This window comes from Pseudomonas sp. LG1D9 (genome assembly GCF_002949995.1).
Taxonomy (GTDB): domain Bacteria; phylum Pseudomonadota; class Gammaproteobacteria; order Pseudomonadales; family Pseudomonadaceae; genus Aquipseudomonas; species Aquipseudomonas proteolytica.
Genome location: NZ_CP026881.1, coordinates 5,452,812 through 5,473,139, shown reverse-complemented (window position 1 = coordinate 5,473,139; position 20,328 = coordinate 5,452,812). Strand labels below are relative to the sequence as shown.

The window sequence follows — 20,328 nt, the reverse complement described above, 5'->3', positions numbered from 1 at the left end:
ATTGCTGAATGATTTCATGCCTCCAGCCCCATCGGCAGGCACACCCGGAACAAGGCACCCTCGCCTATCCGGCTTTCGACCTCAATAGTACCGCCATGGGCGGCGACAATCTGCTCGGAAATGAACAGCCCCAGGCCCAGCCCGGCCACGGCATGTTTGTCGGTGACGCGCTCGAACTGCTGGAAAATGCGCTTCTGGTTGTCCTCACTGATGCCGATTCCACGATCGCGCACCTCAACCCGCGCCTCGCCATGCTCGGCGTACACCCGCACATCCACCGGGCTCTTGGCCCCGTAGCGCAAGGCGTTGGTCAGCAGGTTGGACACCACCTGTTCGATCCTGAACTCGTCCCAGTGGCCCTCCACCGGTTGCTCGGCGAGCAGTTGGATCGAAGAGTCGGCCGCTGCCACCTGTGGGGCGAAGTTTTCCAGGAGGTTGCGCACCAGTTGCGTCAGGTCAAACCGCGCCGGGCGAATCGACAACTTGCCGGTGCGAATGCGCGAGACATCGAGCATGTCTTCGATCAGGCGGATCAGGCTCTGGATCTGCCGTTCGTCGCGGTCGACCATGGCATGCATCTTGTCCAGGGTGAACGCACCGGCGTTGTTGCGCGCCAGATGCATCTTGCGCAGTTGGGTTTCCAGAATCAGGCCATTGAGGGGCGTACGCACTTCGTGGGCCACGATAGACATGAAGTCATCGCGCATCCGCACCGCCTGCTCCAATTGCTCCTGGGTGGCCTGCAAGCGCGTCAGCAGGGCTTCCTGTTCGCGGCGGCTGTGCTCCAGGGCTTCGACCTGCAGCTTCATGGCCTTGCTCTGGCGATACAGCTCGACGAACACGTTGACCTTGCTCTTGACCGCGTGAATATCCAGCGGCTTGTGCAGGAAATCCACTGCGCCGCTCTCGTAGCCCTTGAAGGCGTAGTTGAGCTCACGCCCGGCGGCGCTGACAAACACAATGGGAATGTTCTTGGTTTTTTCCGTGCCGCGCATCATCTCGGCCAGCTCGAAGCCGTTCATACCGGGCATCTGCACATCGAGAATAGCCATGGCGAACTCGTGCTCAAGCAGCAGCGACAAGGCCTCGTCGGCACTCAAGGCCTTGTAGACCTGGCGGTCCTCGCGCTTGATCAGCGCTTCAAGGGCCAGCAGGTTTTCCGGCAGATCGTCGACGATCAGCAGTTTGGCCTGGACAGTAGTTAACATGGGGAAGATTCCAGGGAAGCCAGCAAATCGCCAATGCGGCTCAAGGTGAGAATATAGTCAGGTGTATGCAGCGCCAGGGCCGCCTTGGGCATCACGTCCACCCGCGCCTCCAAAGGGTCCTGGACAACCGTGATGCCGCCCAGCTGCTTGACCTGGGCCAAGCCGCGCCCGCCATCCTGGTTGGCGCCGGTCAGCAGGATCGCCAGCAAATTCGGGCCATAGGCGTCAGCAGCCGATTCAAACAGAAAATCAATGGCCGGGCGCGAGTGATGGACGCGGTCCTCCTGGCTCAATGACAGGCTGCGGTCATGCTCCACCGACAAATGATAGCCAGGCCCGGCAAAATACAGGGTGCCAGGCTGGATCATTTCCTTGTCCCGCGCCTCTACCACCGGTATGTGCAGGCGCCGGTCAAACACTTCGGCCAACTGGCTGCGGCGCTCATCCGGCAGGTGCAGCACAGCGATGATCGGCAGGCTGAACCCTGGCGCCAAGGCAGCAAAAATGCTCAACAACGCCTCGACCCCACCCGCAGATGCGCCGACGACAATGGCTTGGACGCCCGGCACAGACGCCGGGCTGGCAGCAGCTTCATTCATGATTTGCGGTAGATCCGTTCTTGCTTGACCAAGGGTTCGAACTGCTTGCTGTAGGCGGAAAAGTCCAGGGTTTCCTTGCTGCCCAGCACCAGGAAGCCGCGATGGCACAGCGACTCATGAAACAATCCAAACGCCCGATCTTGCAACTTTTTATTGAAATAAATCAGAACGTTACGACATGAAATCAATTGTGTTTCGGAGAACACACTGTCGGTCGCCAGGCTATGGTCGGCAAACGTCACGTTTTCCCGCAGCGTCTTGTCAAAGATCGCGTAATCGTAGGCCGCCGTGTAGTAGTCGGCAAACGATTGAGTGCCACCGGCCTGCTGGTAATTGTGGGTGTAGGCACGCACGCTCTCCAGGGAAAAGATCCCTTGCTTGGCCTTTTCCAGGGAGTTGGGGTTGATATCCGTGGCATAGATGATAGTGCGTTCGAGCAAACCCTCCTCGCGCAGGAGGATGGCCATGGAATACACCTCCTCCCCAGTGCTGCACCCGGCGATCCAGATCTTGATCGATGGGTAGGTCTTGAGCAGGGGCACCACTTCCTGGCGTATCGCCAGAAAGTGCGAGGGGTCGCGAAACATCTCGCTGACCGGGATGGTCAGGAACTGCAGCAATTGCATGAACGCCGTGGGATCGTGCAGCACCCGCTCCTGCAAGGCCGAGATCGTCTTGCAGTCGAACTGGCGCAACGCATGCGCCACACGCCGCTTGACCGAAGCCCCGGAATAATCACGAAAGTCATAGCTGTACTTGAGGTAGATCGCCTCGATCAACAAGCGCAGTTCAATATCAGTACTTCGATCCACTTAAATGCGTTCCATCTTCGGCAGCCAAACACGGATCAGCGAAAACAACCGATCCAGGTCAATGGGCTTGGCCAGATAATCGTTGGACCCGGCCGCAAGACAGCGTTCCTGGTCGTCCTTCATGGCCTTGGCCGTCACCGCAATGATCGGCAGCTTGCGCCAGCGCGGATCCTGGCGGATCAGCGCAGTGGCCTGGTAGCCATCCATCTCCGGCATCATCACGTCCATCAGTACCAGGTCGATGTCCTCGACCTCATTGAGTTTCTCGATGGCTTCACGGCCGTTACGGCCAATCACCACAACCGCCCCCTTGTGCTCCAGGGCACTGGTGAGGGCAAAGATGTTGCGTACATCGTCATCCACCAGCAACACCTTGCGCCCTTCGAAGACCTTGTCACGGCTGCGGGCGGTCTTGAGCATCTTCTGCCGTTCCTGGGACAACTGGGATTCGACTTTGTGCAAAAAGAGTGTCACTTCGTCCAGCAACCGTTCAGGTGAGCGGGCACCTTTGATGATGATCGAGCGCGAATACTTACGCAGTTCCGCCTCTTCATCCCGGGTGAGGTTGCGCCCGGTGTAGACAATCACTGGCGGGAACGAACAGATATCCTCGGTGGCCATGCGCTTGAGCAACTCGTTGCCAAGCATGTCCGGCAACTTGAGATCGATGATCATGCAGTCGTATACCGTGCTGCGCAGCAGGTCCAGGGCCTCCTGGGCGAAACCGACGGCGGTGATTTCGATGTCTTCGTCGCCGATCAGGCGGGCAATGCTGTCGCGCTGCAAGTCATCGTCTTCCACCAGCAGGATGCGCTTGACCTTCTGCGTCAGCTTGGCCTCCAGGCGCGCAAACACGTCCTTGAGCTCTTCGCGGGTGGTGGGTTTGACGGCATAACCGATGGCGCCCATGTGCATGGCGGCTTCGACGCGGTCTTCGACAGAAATCACATGCACCGGGATATGCCGGGTCTCGGCGTGTTCCTTGAGGCGCTGCAGCACGGTGAGCCCGGAGTGGTCCGGCAGGCGCATATCCAGCAGGATCGCGTCCGGCAGATACTGTTCGGCCAAGGTGTAGCCCTCGTCCGCGCCATGGGCCACCAGGCAGTGATAGCCCAGTTCGTGGGCCAGGTCGAAGAGGATCCGCGCAAAGTTCGGCTCGTCTTCCACCACCAGGATGCAGCGGGTGGTGAACGGGGCTTGCTCGCGGTCGTCGGCAAAGCGCGGTATCAACGCTTCGTCGGCCATGGGCAACGGCGACACCTTGATGGGCGCTACGGGTGCCGGGGCAATCATCGCGGCCTGCGGGCGCTCGATGGCGGGCGCGTCTTCATCGCGTTCAACGTACTGTTCCGGCAGCACCAGGGTAAAGATACTGCCCTGGCCCGGCTCACTGGTGACATTGATATAGCCGCCCAATAGGGTGGCCAGGTCGCGGGAAATGGACAGCCCCAGACCGGTACCGCCGTAACGGCGGTTGGTGGTGCCATCGGCCTGGCGGAAGGCTTCGAAGATGCTTTGCTGCTGGTCCGGAGCGATACCGATCCCCGAGTCACGCACGGTAAAGGCAATGCCCTCCCCCGGCTGACGGGAAATGGTCAGGCTGACCTGGCCTTTCTCGGTGAACTTGACGGCATTGGACAGCAGGTTCTTGAGGATCTGCTCCAGACGCTGGCGGTCGGTGAACAACATCAGCGGCGCACCGGGCTGCACCTCTATCTGGAAGCCCAGCTTGCGGTCACTGGCCAACGGCTCGAACATGCCGCGCAGGCCCTCTGCCAGGCGCGCCACACTGGTGTTCTCGGGACGCATATCGAGCTTGCCGGCCTCGACCTTGGCAATGTCCAGGATGTCATTGATCAGGTTGAGCAGATCGTTGCCTGCCGAGTAGATCGACTCGGCAAACTTGACCTGTTCGGCGCTGAGGTTTTCATCGGAGTTCTCTGCCAGCAGCTTGGCCAGGATCAGCGAGCTGTTGAGGGGCGTGCGCAACTCGTGGGACATGTTGGCGAGGAACTCGGACTTGTACTTGCTGGAGCGCTCCAACTCATCGGCACGATCCTCCAACTCGACCTGCACGCGATTGAGCTCGATGTTCTTGCGGTCCATGGCATCGCGCTGGTCGGCGAGGATCTGGCTCTGCTCGGCCAATTGCTCGTTGGTCTGCTCCAACTCGGCCTGCTGGGTCTCCAGGTGGGCCTGGGACTCCTTGAGGATGCGCGACTGCTCTTCCAGCTCCTCGTTGGCGGTCTTGAGTTCTTCCTGCTGCACCTGCAGTTCTTCATTGAGTTGCTGGGTCTCGGCCAGCACTTCCTGCAAACGCTGGCGGTAGCGTGCCGCTTCGATGGAGGTGCCGATATTGCCGGCGATCAGCTCCAGCAGCTCTACATCGCGCTCTTCCAGGGGACGCAGGAAGCCCAGTTCGATGACCCCGTTGACCCGATCATCATCGCTGGTCGGCACCACCAACACGCTGCGCGGTGCACCATCACCCAAGCCGGAGCTGACCTTGAAGTAGTCCACCGACACATCGTCCAGGCGAATCAAACGGTGTTGCTGGGCGGCCTGGCCGACAATGCCCTCGTCACGGTAGATCGCCTGTTCCTGCTGCTCCTGCTCCCGCGAGAAACCATACGCGGCCACGCGCTTGAGGCCGCCGTGTTCCTCCCGCACATACAGTGCAGCCACCACCGAGCCCATGTATTGGGCGCAGAATTGCAGAATATTGCGCCCCAGCAGGTTCAACGTCAGTTGGCCCAGCACCTGTTCAGCCAGTTCAGTCTGGCCATTGCGCAGCCACGCTTGCTGTTCCAGGCGTTTGGCGATCTTCAGTTGCGAGGCCAGGTTGGCGCTGTAACTGTCTGAAAGGGCTAATAGATTCTTCCTCCCGACATACGCCAAAAAGCCGCTCAGGCCCAGCACGAACAGCAAGTAGATCACCACGCTAAACACCGTGGTACGGGTCACTTCTGCGTTGCGATCAAGGCGGAACTGCTGCTCCATGGCAATCGCGGCCTCGTACTCCTTGCGAATTTCGTCGGTCAGGCGCTTGCCACGCCCGGCCTTCACCGCGCCGCGGTAATCGCCCTCTTGCCGTTGCATCTCAATCATCGTCTGGGCGTAGTTGTTCCACTCCAGTTGCAGCGACTCCAGGCGCTTGAGTCGGTCCACTTGCTGGGGGTTATCGGCGACCAGGACCTGCAGATTGCGCAGGTCGGAAATGATCCGGGGCTTGGCCACTTCGTAGGGGTCGAGGAAATGCTCATCGCCGGTAATCAGGAAACCGCGCATGCCGGTTTCCTGGTCGACCGTCAGTTTGGCGGTTTCATTGAGGTTGTTGATCACCCGGTCCGTGTGCTCCACCCACTGGATCACCGACAACAGATAAGTGATCAGGCACACAAAGAACACCGCACTGAGAACCCCCACACCCAGTGGCAATGCCACGTTGCGGCTCAGGAGTTTGCGGAAGCTGTTTTCATCGACTGACGAAGCGGGAGTCATGGGCGTGCCTTGGCCAAGTGCGGAAAAACCGGAAGTTTGCCCCAAACTCGACGACGACGGCTATGTTTATGCCGTATTTCAACGACACACCCAGGACATCAAGCCTGATTATCGGCACAATGCGCGCCCCGTTTGGGGAACTTGCCGGGATCGCCGCGACTCATTAGAAGATGGTCGTTCAACTGTTCAAGACCTGCACCTCAACCATCTGGGAACCCTCACTATGACCGCTGCCTCTACCATCCTTGTAGTCGAAGACGACGCCATCGTGCGCATGCTGATCGTCGATGTACTCGAAGAACTGGAGTTCAAGGTGCTTGAGGCTGAAGACGGCGAAACGGCGCTGGGACTTATAGAAGATGGCGCCAATGTGATCGACCTGATGATGACCGACTTTGGCTTGCCGGGCATAACTGGCAAGGAACTGGCGCAACAGACCCGCACATTGCGCCCGGCCCTGCCCATCTTGCTTGCCAGCGGCTATGCCGAAAACATCGAGTTGCCCCCGGGCGTGCAGATGATTGCCAAGCCGTTCTCCATCGATCAACTGCGCGATAAAGTCAAAGGCATGTTAGCTACCCCTTTGTAGGAACTGGCGTGCCAGCTCCTACATGTGGGATGGGTTATTTGTTTTTGAGCTTGACGTACGACTGATGCAAGTCCGCCGCCCAGCCATCCATCACACCCTTCACATCCGCTGCGGTCATGACTTGGGTGTCGTTTTCCAGGGGTTTGCCGGTGCCTTTGCGCACGACCTGGGCAATCACACGGCCACTGTCGCCATCGAGAAACTGTGCCTCGGTGCCCAGGGTGGTTTCCTGGTCGCGAATCCCGGTGCCGGTGCTGACCGCTGCCGCCACCAGGGCCACCGGAATGAATTCGTAGGGCTTGAGGCCTTCAGTCTTGCGACTGACCGCCGTGATCGCCGCCCGCACCACAATCACCCCAGGGCCCGGGCCGTTGGCCAGTGGCAGTGACTTGACCAGCTCACGCTTGAGTGCCTGGTTGTAATACTCGTTGATGCTGCGCAACGTGGCGTCGGGGATTTGCGCCGTGGCCTGGGGCTTGGGGAAGAATTGAGTGGGCTCGATATACACCGAGGTATAGCGGTTCAGATTCAACTTGGGATCGACCCAGCGCATCACCTCTGCGCCAGACGGCGACTTGGCTTCGCGCAATTGGCTGTAGTCCGAGAGAAAGCCCGAGTATTCGTCCGGCTGGGGGACTTTACTCGCACACCCGGTCACCCCGAGTGAGGCAATACATAGTGTGCTGATCATTAGCCCTAGCTTCATGGTGCGACTCCTTGGTGTTTATCGTCGAAACGTGAAGTTACAGGTATAGCCAACTCTTGGAAAATAACCTGCCTTCAGCCTCCAAGTGCGGGTTAGTTCGCAGCTTCGATTTGCCCCGCAGTTGGGCGCTCCTGCTCAACATCAACGCCGGCGAAACAGCGGCCGCGGCTCAATCACCGAGCGGCCATAGCTCACACTCATGCCCGCCAGCCCCTTGAGCGCGTCAGCCGCCGATTTGTCCTCACGCACGGCAAACCCATCAAACCCGCACTGGCGCATATGGCTGAGCTGATCGCGCAGCACATCCCCCACCGCCCGCAACTCGCCGTGCCAGCCCATGCGCGTGCGCAGCAGGTAGGCCTGGCTGTAGGCGCGACCATCGCGAAAGCTGGGGAAATCCAGGGCAATCAGCGGCAATACCTCCAACCACGGCTGCAAGTGTTCCACTTCATCATCCGGGCCGAGCCACACTGCGTCGTGCGGCGGGTCTGGTGCAATGCGCCGGCTCAGCCACAGGGCCAATGGCAGGATCAGCGCGCCCTCGGGCAGCGGTGCTTCGGCGTCGCGCACCAACGTCCAGGGGTCATCGAGTTTGATTGCGGCCACCCCCTGCTCCAGGCTCAACAGATTGTTCATGCCGGTTGCACCATGGCGCCATACACCCGCTCCTTGAACGGTTCCAGGCCGATACGTTGCACAGTGTCGATAAAGGGTTCGTCGCTTTCCCGGTAGCGAACGTAGGTGGCGATCAGGCGTGAAATCACATCAGGCACTTGTGCAGCGCTGAACGCTGGACCTATCACCTTGCCCAACGCGCTGGCCTTGCCCTGGGCGCCCCCCAGGGTGATCTGGTACCACTCGCTGCCATTTTTATCGACACCCAGAATGCCGATATTGCCGATGTGGTGATGCCCGCAGGCATTGATGCAGCCGGAGATATTCAGGCTGATATCACCCAGGTCATGCAGGTAGTCAAGGTTGTCGAAGCGCTGCTGGATCGCCTGGGCGATGGGGATCGACTTGGCATTGGCCAATGCACAAAAGTCGCCCCCCGGGCAGGCGATGATATCGGTCAGCAAGCCGACATTGGCACTGCCCAAACCCTGCGCACAGGCCAGGGACCACAAGGCATGCAGCCGCGCCTTGGGCACATCCGGCAGCACGATATTCTGTTCATGGGCGATGCGGATTTCGCCAAAGCCGAACTGCTCGGCCCACTGGGCCACCGCATCCATCTGCGCAGCGGTCACGTCGCCAGGCGGCGCGGCAATTCCAGGTTTGGTGGACAGCACCACACTGCTATAGCCCCGCACTTTGTGGGGCTGCACATTACGCGTCACCCAACGTGCGAACGCCGGGCTGTCAGCCATCTGCGTGCCATAGTCCAGGTCGGTATCGGGCAGTGCCTGATAGGGCGGTGGCACAAAGGCTGCGGCCACGCGCTGGTACTCGTGCGTGGTCAGTTGCGCCGGGCCGTCGCGCAGGTGCTGCCACTCCTCTTCCACTTCCCGGGAAAACGCCTCGATGCCCAGGGCCTTGACCAGGATTTTGATCCGCGCCTTGTACTTGTTATCGCGTCGGCCATGGCGGTTATACACCCGCAGTACCGCCTCGACATAAGACAGCAGGTGCTGCCAGGGCAAGCCATCGCGAATCTGCAACCCGAGGATCGGCGTGCGCCCAAGGCCACCGCCTACCAGCACGCGCAACAGCATCTGGCCGTCGGTATCCGGATAAAGATAGAGACCGATGTCATGCATCATGATCGCCGCCCGGTCCTGGTGTGCCGAACAGATGGCGATCTTGAACTTGCGCGGCAAGAACAGGAATTCGGGGTTGATGGTCGACCATTGCCGCAGGATTTCCGCGAGCGGGCGCGGGTCCAGCAGCTCGTCGGCGGCCACCCCGGCAAAGGCTTCGGTGGTGATGTTGCGCACGCAATTGCCGGAAGTCTGGATCGCATGCATGTCGACTTCGGCCAGGCGCTGCAGGATGTCGGGCACCTGCTGTAGCTCGATCCAGTTGAACTGCATGTTCTGGCGCGTGGTGAAGTGGCCGTAGCCGCGATCGTAATCCCGGGCAATGCTCGCCAGGGTGCGCAGCTGCTGTGCACCGAGGGTGCCGTAGGGAATCGCCACACGCAGCATGTACGCATGTTTTTGCAGGTACAGGCCGTTTTGCAGGCGCAGCGGCAGGAACTCTTCTTCGCTCAAGTCGCCAGCGATAAACCGTTCGACCTGATCACGGAATTGCGCCACACGCTCGAATACCAGCGCCCGGTCGTACTCATCGTACCGATACATCTCGCTACCTCATCATGGCTGACCGCGCTCGACGGCAGCGGTTTCTATGGGGGCGACTATGCACCTACAGCTCAAGACGTCACAGATTCAGCTAAAAACTAAAAAACCATATCAGCCGTGGAATACCCCATATTTTCATGGATGGATTCTGATCCGTATTAATGTAGTTTTTCTGAGCCTGTTTTGTTTTTCATGGATTTCCTACAGTGCCCGGGACTTGAAACCGTGGAAGACTGACCATGAGCACAGCATCAACCGGGCAGGCCTATAACTATAAGGTTGTCCGTCAATTCGTCATCGCTACCGTGGTATGGGGCGTTATCGGCATGGCCATGGGGGTGTGGATCGCCTCGCAGCTGGTGTGGCCGGACATGAACCTGGACCTGCCCTGGACCACGTTCGGCCGGTTGCGACCGCTGCACACCAGCCTGGTGATTTTCGGCTTTGCCGGCAGCGCGCAATTTGCCGCCAGTTACTACGCGGTACAGCGCACCTGCCAGGTGCGCCTGTACTCCGATTGGCTCGCCGCCTTCACGTTCTGGGGTTGGCAGTCGGTGATCGTGATCATGCTGGTCACCCTGCCCCTGGGCTACACCACCACCAAGGAATACGCCGAGATCGAGTTCTCCGGTGCGGTGTGGATGACCGTGGTGTGGGTGGCCTATGCGATTGTGTTCTTCACCACCGTGGTGCAGCGCAAGACCCAGCACATCTATGTCGGCAACTGGTTCTTCGGCGCGTTTATCGTGGTGATCGCCATGCTGCACGTGGTCAACCACCTGTCGATCCCGGTGGACTGGTTCAAGTCCTATCCAGTGTATTCCGGCGCCACCGACGCCATGGTGCAGTGGTGGTACGGGCATAACGCGGTAGGGTTCTTCCTGACCACCGGGTTCCTGGGGATGATGTATTACTTCGTGCCCAAGCAGGTCGGGCGGCCGGTGTATTCCTATCGCCTGTCCATCGTGCACTTCTGGGCGTTGATCACCCTGTATATCTGGGCCGGCCCCCACCACCTGCACTACACCGCGCTGCCAGACTGGGCGCAGTCGCTGGGCATGGCTATGTCACTGATCCTGCTGGCACCCAGCTGGGGCGGGATGATCAACGGCATGATGACCCTCTCGGGCGCGTGGCATAAGTTGCGCACCGACCCGATCCTGCGGTTCTTGGTGTTGTCGCTGGCGTTCTACGGCATGTCGACCTTTGAAGGGCCGATGATGGCGATCAAGACGGTCAACGCCCTGTCCCACTACACCGACTGGACCATCGGCCACGTACACGCCGGCGCCCTGGGCTGGGTGGCGATGATCACCTTTGGCTCGCTGTACCACATGATCCCCAAAGTCTTCGGCCGCGAGCAGATGTACAGCGTGCCGCTGATCAACCTGCACTTCTGGCTGGCCACCATCGGCACGGTGCTGTACATCGCCTCGATGTGGGTCAACGGCATCACCCAGGGCCTGATGTGGCGGGCAGTCAACGACGATGGCACCCTCACCTACTCCTTCGTCGAAGCGTTGCAGGCCAGCCACCCGGGGTTTGTCGTACGGTTTGCCGGGGGCGTGTTCTTCCTCGGCGGCATGTTGCTGATGGCCTACAACACCTGGCGCACCGTACGCGTAGCGGACTTGAAGGTGGCGCACCGTGATGCGCAGATCGCCTGATGTGGGAGATCATCCTCAACCTGGCGGCGGTCATCTGCCTATATGGCACCGTGGAATATTGCCTTCGGGACCAGTCGGGGGAAGCCTTGGATGAGGCCAGTCTGATTCCGTTTGCCGACGACCCGGAAGTGGCACGCCGGGTGGAATTGGCGACGGGCAAGCAGGTCAAGGCGGTGGCGCCTGAAGAGGCCAAGCCGGGTTGGGGCAACGTAGAGGTCTGAAGGCCTGAAGGCCTGTTGAGCTTTGTGTGGGAGCGGGCTTGTGTGGGAGCGGGCTTGCCCGCGATGACGGTGTGTCAGTCAAGTATTCCTAACCTGACACACCGCCTTCGCGGGCAAGCCCGCTCCCACATAAAGCCTGCTGCCGGCTCCCACATTTATTTGAGGATCAGCCGCGTTCGCGAGGAATCAGGCTCTGCAACTGCAAGGCCAGGAAATTGGCATCGAAGGTGAAGGTATCCGGGTCTTTCAAGCCATTGGTTTTCTTCCATAGCCAGTCGTCAGATCCCGGCAGCAGCACGAGGGAAATGCTGCCGTAGCGGGCCGCCGTCAGCCCAATGACCGACAACGAAATCAAGCCACCCGCCCCCATCACATCCGGTACGAACTCCACCGGTTTGCCAGCAATATGAATGGTCAACTTCTCGGTCTTGAACGTCGAAGTCTCCACCGGCACGCTCGGCCCGGACGCCACATAGGCCTCACGCTGCACCTGCAGTAAACCGTCGCTCTTGACCGGCGCCAGCCATTGCTCGATATGACCGTACAGCTCGGTGATTTTCTGGGTCCAGTGGGCTGACTGCACCTCGAACTGTTGGCGCTTGTGCGCTTCGCTGTCGGCGTAATGACGAAGCATCTCGCCCAGTTGCTGTACATCGTCCATTGCGGTGTTCCTCGGGGACTGCAAACAACGATCATGGCAGATGCAGCCACCGCGCGTATGACTAACGCTCGCGGGTTGAGTAAGGTGTGGCTTTCGCCCAACAGTTTGGAGAGTTTCGCATGCGCACCATCGGCCTTATCGGCGGCATGAGCTGGGAGTCCAGCGCCGAGTACTACCGGATCATCAACCAGCAGGTCCGCGACCGATTGGGGCCATTGCGTTCGGCACAAATGCTGCTGTACAGCGTCGACTTCGGCCCGGTGGAACAAGCCCAGCACGCCGGGCGCTGGGATGACGCGGCGCTGATCCTGCAAGACGCCGCACGTCGCCTGCAAGCGGGTGGCGCCGACTGCATCGTGCTGTGTACCAACACCATGCATTTGGTCGCACCGCAAATCGAAGCGGCCGTGTCGGTGCCGTTCCTGCACATTGCGGATGCGGCGGGCGCGGCGGCGGTCAAGGCCAATACCCTGACCGTCGGCCTGCTGGGCACGGCGTTTACCATGGAACAGGACTTTCTCAAGGCGCGCCTGGCGGCCCAGGGCTTGAACGTACTGGTGCCCGACGCGCAAGAACGCCGCGCCGTGCACCGGATCATCTATGAAGAGTTGTGCGTCGGGGTCATCAGCGAGGCGTCACGCCAGGTTTACCAACAGGCCATCGCGAACCTCGCGGCCCGTGGCGCCCAGGCAATTATCCTGGGGTGTACCGAGATTGGCCTGTTGATCAAGCCCGAGCACAGCGACCTGCCCTTGCTCGACACCACCGAGCTGCATGCGCAGGCTGCGGTGGCGTTTGCCCTGGAGGATCAGGCGGTCTGACGCAAGCGGGCCATGCTCAGGGCATCGACCCATACGCCGTCACGCACGGCGTAATCGCGCAACCGGCCTTCGGTCTCGAAACCGAACTTGCGGTACAGCGCCTGGGCCGGCTCATTGTCGCCATACACCGTCAGCTCCACCCGGTGCAGGTTCATCCAGTTGTCAGCCACCTCCAGCGCCGCACCCAATAACTGGCTGCCCACGCCCTGGCCCTGCCAGGCCACCGCCACCCCCATGCCGATGCTGCCGACGTGGCTCTGGCGACTGCGCGCATATTGCTCCAGGGTGCAACTGCCAATCACCTCGCCTGCGTGCACCGCCACCAGCCTGAGCAGTCGCTCATTGGTATCGGCCAGGCGCTTGCGCCAGATTTCCAGTGACTGGAAAGGCATCTGCAGCACCTGACGGCACACGGCCGGGTCGTCATAGAGCGCGTGCATGCCTTCGAGATGGTTTTCGGCAAAGCGCTGGATCACGATCTTGCTGTCAGGTACAGGCATTGTGTTTCATCCTTTGAAAGACAAGTGGCCGATCAGTGTAGGTGGCGATAACAAGCGCTGTCATCCTCGAATGCGCTGTGCACCCAGCCGCCAGACCCGCGCAATATCCGCTGCCCGCTCGCGCAACAGCCTCGGCGCTTCGCTGCAGGCCTGCTCCAGGCTCATCGGCCCACCTGGCAAGGCGAACGCGGCGTCGACGCCATGGGCGTACATTTGCTCGTAGCCCTCGCCCAGCGTCCCGGCGATCACAATCACGGGAACGCCGTGCTGCTTGGCCACCCGTGCCACGCCAAACGGGGTTTTACCGCGCAGGGTCTGGGCGTCGAAGCGGCCTTCGCCGGTGATGACCAGGTCGGCGCCGCGTACCGCATCTTCCAGGCCCACCAATTCGGCGACCACGTCCACACCCGCGCGAAACTGCGCACCGAGGAAGGCTTTGGCAGCAAAGCCCAGGCCCCCCGCGGCGCCGCTGCCCGGCTCGTCGCGCACGTCCCGGGGCAACACCTCGGCGCAGTGGTCGGCGAAGTGTCCCAGGGCCTGGTCCAGTTGCTCGACATGGCGTGCAGTGGCGCCTTTTTGCGGGCCGAAAATCGCCGAGGCGCCGTGGGGGCCGCACAGGGGGTTGTTGACGTCAGCGGCGATCTCGAAGCGCACCTGGGCCAGCCGCGAATCCATCGATTCAAGATTGATGCGAGCCAACTGCGCCAGGGCCAGGCCGCCGCGCGCCAGCGTTGCGCCTTGGGCGTCGAGCAGTTGCACGCCAAGGGCCTGCATGGCACCGGCGCCGCCGTCATTGGTGGCGCTGCCGCCAATCGCCAGGATGATCCGCTGGGCCCCTGCATCCAGGGCGGCGCGGATCAGCTCACCAGTGCCGAAGGTGCTGCTGGAACAGGCATCGCGCTGCCCCGGCGGGACCAGTTGCAAGCCGCTGGCTTCGGCCATCTCGATGATTGCCGTGGCACTCTCGGCCAACCAGCCCCAGCGGGCCTCAACGGTCCCGCCCAACGGGCCTTGCACGGTGCAACTGCGCAATTGGCCATGGCAGGCGGCGAGTACCGACTCCACCGTGCCCTCACCACCGTCCGCCATCGGGCACTTGATCAGCTCCGCATCGGGCCAGACCTGGGCCAACCCTTGGGCAATGGCCTGGGCTACGCCTTCGGCACTCAGGCTGTCCTTGAACGAGTCGGGGGCGATGATGACTTTCATGGGCTTTCTCCGGTTTTTATGACACCCATGCTGCCAGCTGGCACCGGCAATGACGCCTGTCCGATGCACAAGCGTGGCTGGGGTTTATTGTTCATTTGGACAAAACCTGCACAAACCATGGCTAACCTTTGCCCAGTAAGCTTACCTGTGGCCAGCGGCCTTGCTTGTGGCCAGGGGGCTTGCTTGTGGCGAGCGGGCTTGCTTGTGGCGAGCGGGCTTGCCCCGCGCTGGGCTGCGTAGCAGCCCAAATAAGCCCACCGAGTTTTACCAGGTAGTCCGAGGGTGCAGGGTTTGGGGCTGCTGCGCAGCCCAGCGCGGGGCAAGCCCGCTCGCCACAGACAAGCCAAAGCCATATCCATAGCCATATCCATAGCCGCAGCCCAGGATCAGAGGTGCGGGCCTTGGGGCAGCAGTTGCACCCCAAGGTACAGTGCAAGCATGCCATCCAGGGTCAAGGGGTCGACACCACTCAACTCGGCAATGCGTTCCATGCGGTAGCGCAGGCTGTTGCGGTGGATGCCCAAGGCGTCGGCGCAGGCCTGGCTTTGTCCGTCGTGCTCGCACCAACTGCGCAGCGTGGCCTGCAACTGGCCGTTGCTGTCCTTGGCCAGGACCTTGCGCAACGGGTTGAGTAACTCGTCCAGCGCATCGTCGTTGCGATGACGCCAGAGCATCACTGGCAACCGGTAGCGATTGAGGATCAGCAGGCGCGACTGGGGTAGCACGTCGCGGCCATAGGCGAGCAAGTCCGCCACGCGACGATAACAGCGGCGCAAGCCCGTCAATCCATCGGCCTGACCACCCACGGCTACCCGCAAGACGTTCCAGCCCGAGGCGTCGAGCTTTTCCAGCAGGCGCGGGTTGTCGATCGGCACCGTCGCAGGGCGACACCACAGCAACGAAAACTGCGCGGAGCTGACGCACCAGCTGTCCGGGTAACGCGATGCCAGCCAGGCCGCCAGGGCTTCGGCGCTCTGGCCCGGGCCCAGTTCAAACAGATAGGGGGTGCGCGGCAACTGCGGCTTGAGCCCCAGTTGCTGGGCCTCATCCACCAGGCGCGGTGATTCGCCACTGTCGGCCAGCAGCAACGCCAGCAGATCATCACAGCGTTGGCGCCGCCACTGCTGCTCGGCCTGTTGATGGCGCTGGCTGACCAGCATCTCGGCGGTCATGCGCACCAGCTCGGCATAAGTGCGCAGCAGCTGCGGTTCACCACTGATGCCCAGCACTCCGATCAGGCGCTGGTCATGCAGCAACGGCAGGTTGATCCCCGGCGCCACGCCCTTGAGATGCTTGGCGGTCTGGCTGTCGATTTCCACCACGCGACCGTTGGCCAACACCAATTGCGCGCCTTCATGGCGGGTATTGATCCGCTCCGGCTCGCCGCTGCCGAGGATCAGGCCCTGGCTGTCCATGACGTTGACGTTATAGGGCAAAATGGCCATCGTGCGATTGACGATATCCTGCGCCAGGTCATGATCGAGTTCGAACATGGGGCTAAATTCCTTGAAAGCGCTGCATTAAGCGATTGTTCAAAGGCACAGCGCAATGGATCGATCGCTGTGCGGGGGCACAAAGACACGGCACCGTCCCGTGACCGAGACTCTTGGGGCGATCAACGTTACCCTCGCATCGCGAAAAATCATAATAAAGAGAGAACGCCATGTCACAGAGCGCCGCCGCTACCCAGGCCAACGATGACGACAAAAACGCCGTCTACAAGCGCATCACCCTGCGCCTGATCCCCTTCATTTTCATCTGCTATCTGTTCAACTACCTGGACCGCGTCAACGTCGGCTTTGCCAAGCTGCAGATGCTCGACGCCTTGAAGTTCAGCGAGACCGTGTACGGCCTCGGTGCCGGGATTTTCTTTATCGGCTACGTGCTGTGCGGCGTACCCAGCAACCTGGCGCTGACCAAGTTCGGGCCACGGCGCTGGATTGCGCTGATGATGATCACCTGGGGCACCCTGTCCACCTGCCTGTTGTTTGTCACCACACCGACGCACTTCTACACCTTGCGCCTGTTTACCGGTGCCGCCGAAGCGGGCTTCTTCCCGGGGGTGGTGCTGTACCTCTCGCAGTGGTTCCCGACCTTCCGCCGTGGGCGGATCATGGCACTGTTCATGTCGGCGATCCCGGTGTCGGGCCTGCTCGGCAGCCCGTTCTCCGGCTGGATCCTCAACCACTTCGCGGCCGGCCAGGGTGGCCTCGCGGGCTGGCAGTGGATGTTCCTGCTGCAAGGTGTGCCGACGGTCATCCTCGGTGCCCTCGCCTACTTCCTGCTCAGCGACAGCTTTGCCAACGCCAAGTGGCTGACCGCCCATGAGCGCGCGGTGCTCGAGGCCGACCAGGCCACCGACCTGGCCAACAAGCCCAAGACCACCACAGATTCGCTGCTGGAAGTGTTCAAGAACCCGGCGATCTGGGCCTTTGGCCTGATCTACTTCTGCATTCAGAGCGGCGTGTACGCCATCAACTTCTGGCTGCCGTCGATCATCAAGAACATGGGCTTTAGCGATAACCTGGTAATTGGCTGGCTCAGTGCGATTCCCTACCTGCTGGCGGCGGTGTTCATGCTGGTAGTGGGCCGCTCTGCCGACCTGCGCAAGGAGCGACGCTGGCATTTGGTGGTGCCGATGCTGATGGGCGCTGTCGGCCTGATCATCGCAGTGAACTTCGCCACCACCCCGGCCATTGCCATCCTCGGCCTGACCATCGCCACCATGGGCGCCCTCACCGGCCTGCCGATGTTCTGGCCGGTGCCCACCGCCATGCTCAGCGCCGGCGCGGCAGCGGGAGGCCTGGCGTTGATCAACTCCATGGGCCAGATGGCGGGCTTCCTGAGCCCGTATGTGGTGGGTTTTGTGAAGGATGCCACCGGGTCAACCGACCTGGCGTTGTACTTGCTGGCAGCGGTGATTGTCGCGGGTAGCGTGCTGGCGTTGCGCATGACCCGCACCCTGAAGGCCTGACACGCTCAAAAACATGTAGGAGCCGCTTTTTGTGGGAGCGGGCTTGCTCGCGAAGGCGGTGGATCAGTCAACCTATGTATTGACTGAGACACCGCTTTCGCGAGCAAGCCCACATTTGGTTCGGTGTTTACAGCAGGCCGCCGCTGTCGAGGCCGGTGATATCTGTGCCGAGTTGCTCGGCGAATGATCTAACCTCATAACCAAAACCGCTCTAGCACGGGCTCCTCAGTACTGTTCAAAATCGAACAGTGGTTCAACACAGGTGTCGTTTTTTGGCATAAGCGACCCGCTGATTAAAACCAAATACCCCACAAAAACCCGCTTTGGCTCTTGGCATGCTTTCTGCTCTATCCCTGCCAGAGATTGACTATACGAATAGAAACTCGCCTCCACTCGTAGCCAATCACAGGGAATGCACAATTGAAGTTGATCTCAAGGCCTCTGCCTCAACTATCCTCCAGCTCGTTTAAAACCGTCAGTGCCCTGACCTTGATCCTCGCCTCCCAATGGGCCCACGCCGAGGATTCGCGCCTGCAGACCGTAACGGTGCAGGCGAGCAAGGTCACCGCCAGCGAAGAAGCCCAGCTCAAGCTCGACGAGGTGGCCGGCGGCGTCAGCCTGGTCAAGGCCGCCGATGTCGAACGCGGCCGCTCGGCGACCCTGGAAGACACCCTCGCCTATCAGCCCGGTGTGTACGCGCAGTCGGCGGGCGGCAACGATGCCATCAAGATTTCCATTCGCGGCTCCGGGGCCAATACCTCCCCTGGGTATTTTCGAGAAGGCACCAAGTTCCTGTTCGACGGCTTGGCCCTGACCGGCTCCGGCGGCACGCCTTATGAGCTGCTGGAAACCCAGGGCCTGGACTACACCGAAGTACTGCGCGGGGCCAATGCCTTCCAGTACGGCGCGCTGTCGCTGGGTGGCGCGATCAATATGGTGACCCACTCTGGCCTGACTGCACCGGGCAATCACGCACGCTTGGAGGCCGGCAGCTTTGGCTGGCGCAAGCAGCAACTGAGCACCGGCGGCGTGGTGGGCAATGGTGACTACTACGTCAGCCTGAGCAACTCCGAACGCGACGGTTACCAGGACTGGACCTTCACCAAGGCCAAGGGCGTGGTCACCAACTTCGGCTACCGCTTCAACCCCAAGCTGGAGACCCGGCTGTTCGTACGCTACCGCGAGGAATACCACGAAAGCTCCGGCACCCTGACCAAGGCCCAGCTCAAGCACAACTCGTCGCGAACCAACCCGGTGGCCCTGGCCAGCCGCGATGATTCGACCAAGCGCGGGTCGACCTGGGTCGGCAGCAAGACCACCTATACCTTCGACGATGACGCGACCCTGGATTTTGGCCTGGTCTATCACAACTATCCGCAAGTGCTGTACCGCAAGAGCACGGTCAACCCCAACTACTGGGACTGGCGCGACCTGAACCTGTCGCTCACCTACAACCGCAGCGACCAGATCCAGGGCCATACCAGCAATACGTCCCTGAGCCTGACCAGCACCCAGCACTTGCAGGCCGGAGTCAAGACCTACAACGGCAACCCCGCCTCCAGCACCTACGGCGCCCTGCAGAAACAGGCGCGCTACACCGGCTCGTTCGACCGCGTGTTTGCCGCCGGCAACGACCTGCAACTGACCGATCGCCTGTGGTTGTCCACCGGGCTGTCGCTGAGCCAGATCAAGCGCGATATCGAAGTGCTTTACTCGGACCGCGCCAATACGTCGCCCTACCCTGACCACTACGACTACGACAGTTGGAACGTCGCGCCGCGCCTGGGCTTGCGCTATGAAATCACGCCCAACTTCCAGGTGTTCGGCAACGTCAGCCGCTCCATCGACCCGCCCAGCAGTTGGTCGTCTTCAGGCTCTGGGGTGGCCAGCAACTACGCCAAGACCCTCACCGAGCAGAAGGCCAATACCGTTGAGTTTGGCGTGCGCGGCAAAGCCGGGATTTTCGACGGCAGCCTGGCGGTGTACCGCTCGTGGATCAAGGATGAACTGCTCACCGTCGAGGTGATTCCGGCCACCAACACCACCGCGGCGGTCAACTCCACCTCCAACGCCAGCCCGACCATCCACCAGGGCGTCGAAGCCGGCCTGGATACCGAGCTGTGGCACAGCGCGCGCGGCGAAACAGTCAGCCTGCGCCAGGCCTACACCCTCAATGACTTCTACTACCGCAACGACGCACGCTTTGGCTCCAACGAGCTGCCGGGGCTGCCCAAGCACGTGTACCAGGCCGAGCTGCAATACCGCCATCCCGACGGGTTCTATGCCGGGGTCAATGTGCGCTCGGTATCGAGTACCGCCGTGGACTACGCCAACACCCTGTATGCGCCCTCCTACACGATCTTCGGCGCCAAGCTGGGGTACGAAGCCCCAAGCAAGAAATGGCAGGTGTACCTGGACGTGAAAAACCTCACCGACCAGAACTACGTTACTGCCATACAGCCGATCTACGACGCCCAGGGCAAGGACGTTGCCGCGCTGTATCCAGGGGACGGCTTTGGTGCCTTCACCGGTGTGGCGTTCAACTTCTAAGGTGGGA

17 protein-coding genes are annotated in these 20,328 nt (G+C 61.1%); 6 read left to right on the top strand and 11 right to left on the bottom strand.

The window, feature by feature from the left end; translation table 11 throughout:
• Positions 1-14: 14 nt before the first annotated feature.
• From C5F71_RS25335 to C5F71_RS25320, 4 genes are read right to left on the bottom strand one after another with little or no spacing between them, the layout of a single operon-like run.
• The gene (locus tag C5F71_RS25335) at positions 15-1,208 is read right to left on the bottom strand and encodes a hybrid sensor histidine kinase/response regulator (RefSeq protein WP_104912255.1); all 1,194 of its coding nucleotides are present in this window, start codon (positions 1,206-1,208) and stop codon (positions 15-17) included.
• Complete coding sequence (locus tag C5F71_RS25330; RefSeq protein WP_104912254.1) at positions 1,202-1,807, bottom strand: chemotaxis protein CheB; 606 nt, start codon at positions 1,805-1,807, stop codon at positions 1,202-1,204. Before C5F71_RS25330 ends, C5F71_RS25335 begins: the two co-directional genes overlap by 7 nt.
• Positions 1,804-2,619: a protein-glutamate O-methyltransferase CheR gene (locus tag C5F71_RS25325; RefSeq protein ID WP_029290490.1), complete on the bottom strand. Its 816-nt coding sequence runs from the start codon at positions 2,617-2,619 to the stop codon at positions 1,804-1,806. Before C5F71_RS25325 ends, C5F71_RS25330 begins: the two co-directional genes overlap by 4 nt.
• On the bottom strand, positions 2,620-6,120 hold the full coding sequence (locus C5F71_RS25320; RefSeq protein ID WP_104912253.1) for a response regulator: 3,501 nt from the start codon (positions 6,118-6,120) through the stop codon (positions 2,620-2,622).
• A 223-nt stretch (positions 6,121-6,343) separates the two neighbouring features.
• On the opposite strand from C5F71_RS25320, the gene C5F71_RS25315 reads away from it, so the two are divergent.
• Complete coding sequence (locus C5F71_RS25315; RefSeq protein ID WP_070996270.1) at positions 6,344-6,709, top strand: response regulator; 366 nt, start codon at positions 6,344-6,346, stop codon at positions 6,707-6,709.
• A 34-nt stretch (positions 6,710-6,743) separates the two neighbouring features.
• Here the strand turns inward: C5F71_RS25315 and C5F71_RS25310 are convergent, their stop codons facing one another.
• The 3 genes from C5F71_RS25310 to C5F71_RS25300 form a co-directional block, all read right to left on the bottom strand.
• Positions 6,744-7,415 carry a DUF3313 domain-containing protein gene (locus C5F71_RS25310; protein WP_104912252.1) on the bottom strand — a complete coding sequence of 224 codons (672 nt, stop codon included), beginning with the start codon at positions 7,413-7,415 and terminating at the stop codon, positions 6,744-6,746.
• Between the two features lie 141 nt (positions 7,416-7,556).
• Positions 7,557-8,051, bottom strand: a complete 495-nt coding sequence (locus tag C5F71_RS25305; protein ID WP_104912251.1) for a DUF934 domain-containing protein — start codon at positions 8,049-8,051, stop codon at positions 7,557-7,559.
• Positions 8,048-9,718: a nitrite/sulfite reductase gene (locus C5F71_RS25300; protein WP_104912250.1), complete on the bottom strand. Its 1,671-nt coding sequence runs from the start codon at positions 9,716-9,718 to the stop codon at positions 8,048-8,050. Before C5F71_RS25300 ends, C5F71_RS25305 begins: the two co-directional genes overlap by 4 nt.
• 239 nt (positions 9,719-9,957) lie before the next feature.
• Between C5F71_RS25300 and ccoN the strand changes: the two genes are divergently transcribed.
• Together ccoN and C5F71_RS25290 are read left to right on the top strand one after the other, a co-directional pair.
• Positions 9,958-11,385: a cytochrome-c oxidase, cbb3-type subunit I gene (gene ccoN, locus C5F71_RS25295; RefSeq protein WP_029294717.1), complete on the top strand. Its 1,428-nt coding sequence runs from the start codon at positions 9,958-9,960 to the stop codon at positions 11,383-11,385.
• The gene (locus C5F71_RS25290) at positions 11,385-11,606 is read left to right on the top strand and encodes a hypothetical protein (protein WP_029294716.1); all 222 of its coding nucleotides are present in this window, start codon (positions 11,385-11,387) and stop codon (positions 11,604-11,606) included. The genes ccoN and C5F71_RS25290 overlap by 1 nt, the downstream gene beginning before the upstream one ends.
• 166 nt (positions 11,607-11,772) lie before the next feature.
• On the opposite strand, the gene C5F71_RS25285 is transcribed toward C5F71_RS25290, so the two are convergent.
• The gene (locus C5F71_RS25285; protein ID WP_029294714.1) at positions 11,773-12,267 is read right to left on the bottom strand and encodes a hypothetical protein; all 495 of its coding nucleotides are present in this window, start codon (positions 12,265-12,267) and stop codon (positions 11,773-11,775) included.
• 119 nt (positions 12,268-12,386) lie between these two features.
• On the opposite strand from C5F71_RS25285, the gene C5F71_RS25280 reads away from it, so the two are divergent.
• Entirely contained in the window at positions 12,387-13,088 is a 702-nt protein-coding gene (locus tag C5F71_RS25280) for an aspartate/glutamate racemase family protein (protein WP_029294712.1), read from the top strand.
• Here C5F71_RS25280 and C5F71_RS25275 read toward each other — a convergent pair.
• From C5F71_RS25275 to C5F71_RS25265, 3 genes are all read right to left on the bottom strand, one after another.
• Positions 13,076-13,588 carry a GNAT family N-acetyltransferase gene (locus C5F71_RS25275; RefSeq protein ID WP_104912249.1) on the bottom strand — a complete coding sequence of 171 codons (513 nt, stop codon included), beginning with the start codon at positions 13,586-13,588 and terminating at the stop codon, positions 13,076-13,078. The genes C5F71_RS25280 and C5F71_RS25275 overlap by 13 nt on opposite strands.
• Before the next feature lie 60 nt (positions 13,589-13,648).
• Complete coding sequence (locus C5F71_RS25270; RefSeq protein WP_104912248.1) at positions 13,649-14,797, bottom strand: glycerate kinase; 1,149 nt, start codon at positions 14,795-14,797, stop codon at positions 13,649-13,651.
• A 386-nt stretch (positions 14,798-15,183) separates the two neighbouring features.
• A complete protein-coding gene (locus C5F71_RS25265; RefSeq protein ID WP_104912247.1) occupies positions 15,184-16,290 on the bottom strand; it encodes a sugar diacid recognition domain-containing protein in 1,107 nt (368 codons plus the stop codon).
• 170 nt (positions 16,291-16,460) lie between these two features.
• Here C5F71_RS25265 and C5F71_RS25260 point away from each other — a divergent pair, with 170 nt between their 5' ends.
• Both C5F71_RS25260 and C5F71_RS25255 read left to right on the top strand, forming a co-directional pair.
• Positions 16,461-17,771: an MFS transporter gene (locus C5F71_RS25260; RefSeq protein WP_029294704.1), complete on the top strand. Its 1,311-nt coding sequence runs from the start codon at positions 16,461-16,463 to the stop codon at positions 17,769-17,771.
• Positions 17,772-18,191: 420 nt separating this feature from the next.
• On the top strand, positions 18,192-20,321 hold the full coding sequence (locus C5F71_RS25255) for a TonB-dependent receptor domain-containing protein (protein WP_238353709.1): 2,130 nt from the start codon (positions 18,192-18,194) through the stop codon (positions 20,319-20,321).
• Positions 20,322-20,328: the final 7 nt, after the last annotated feature.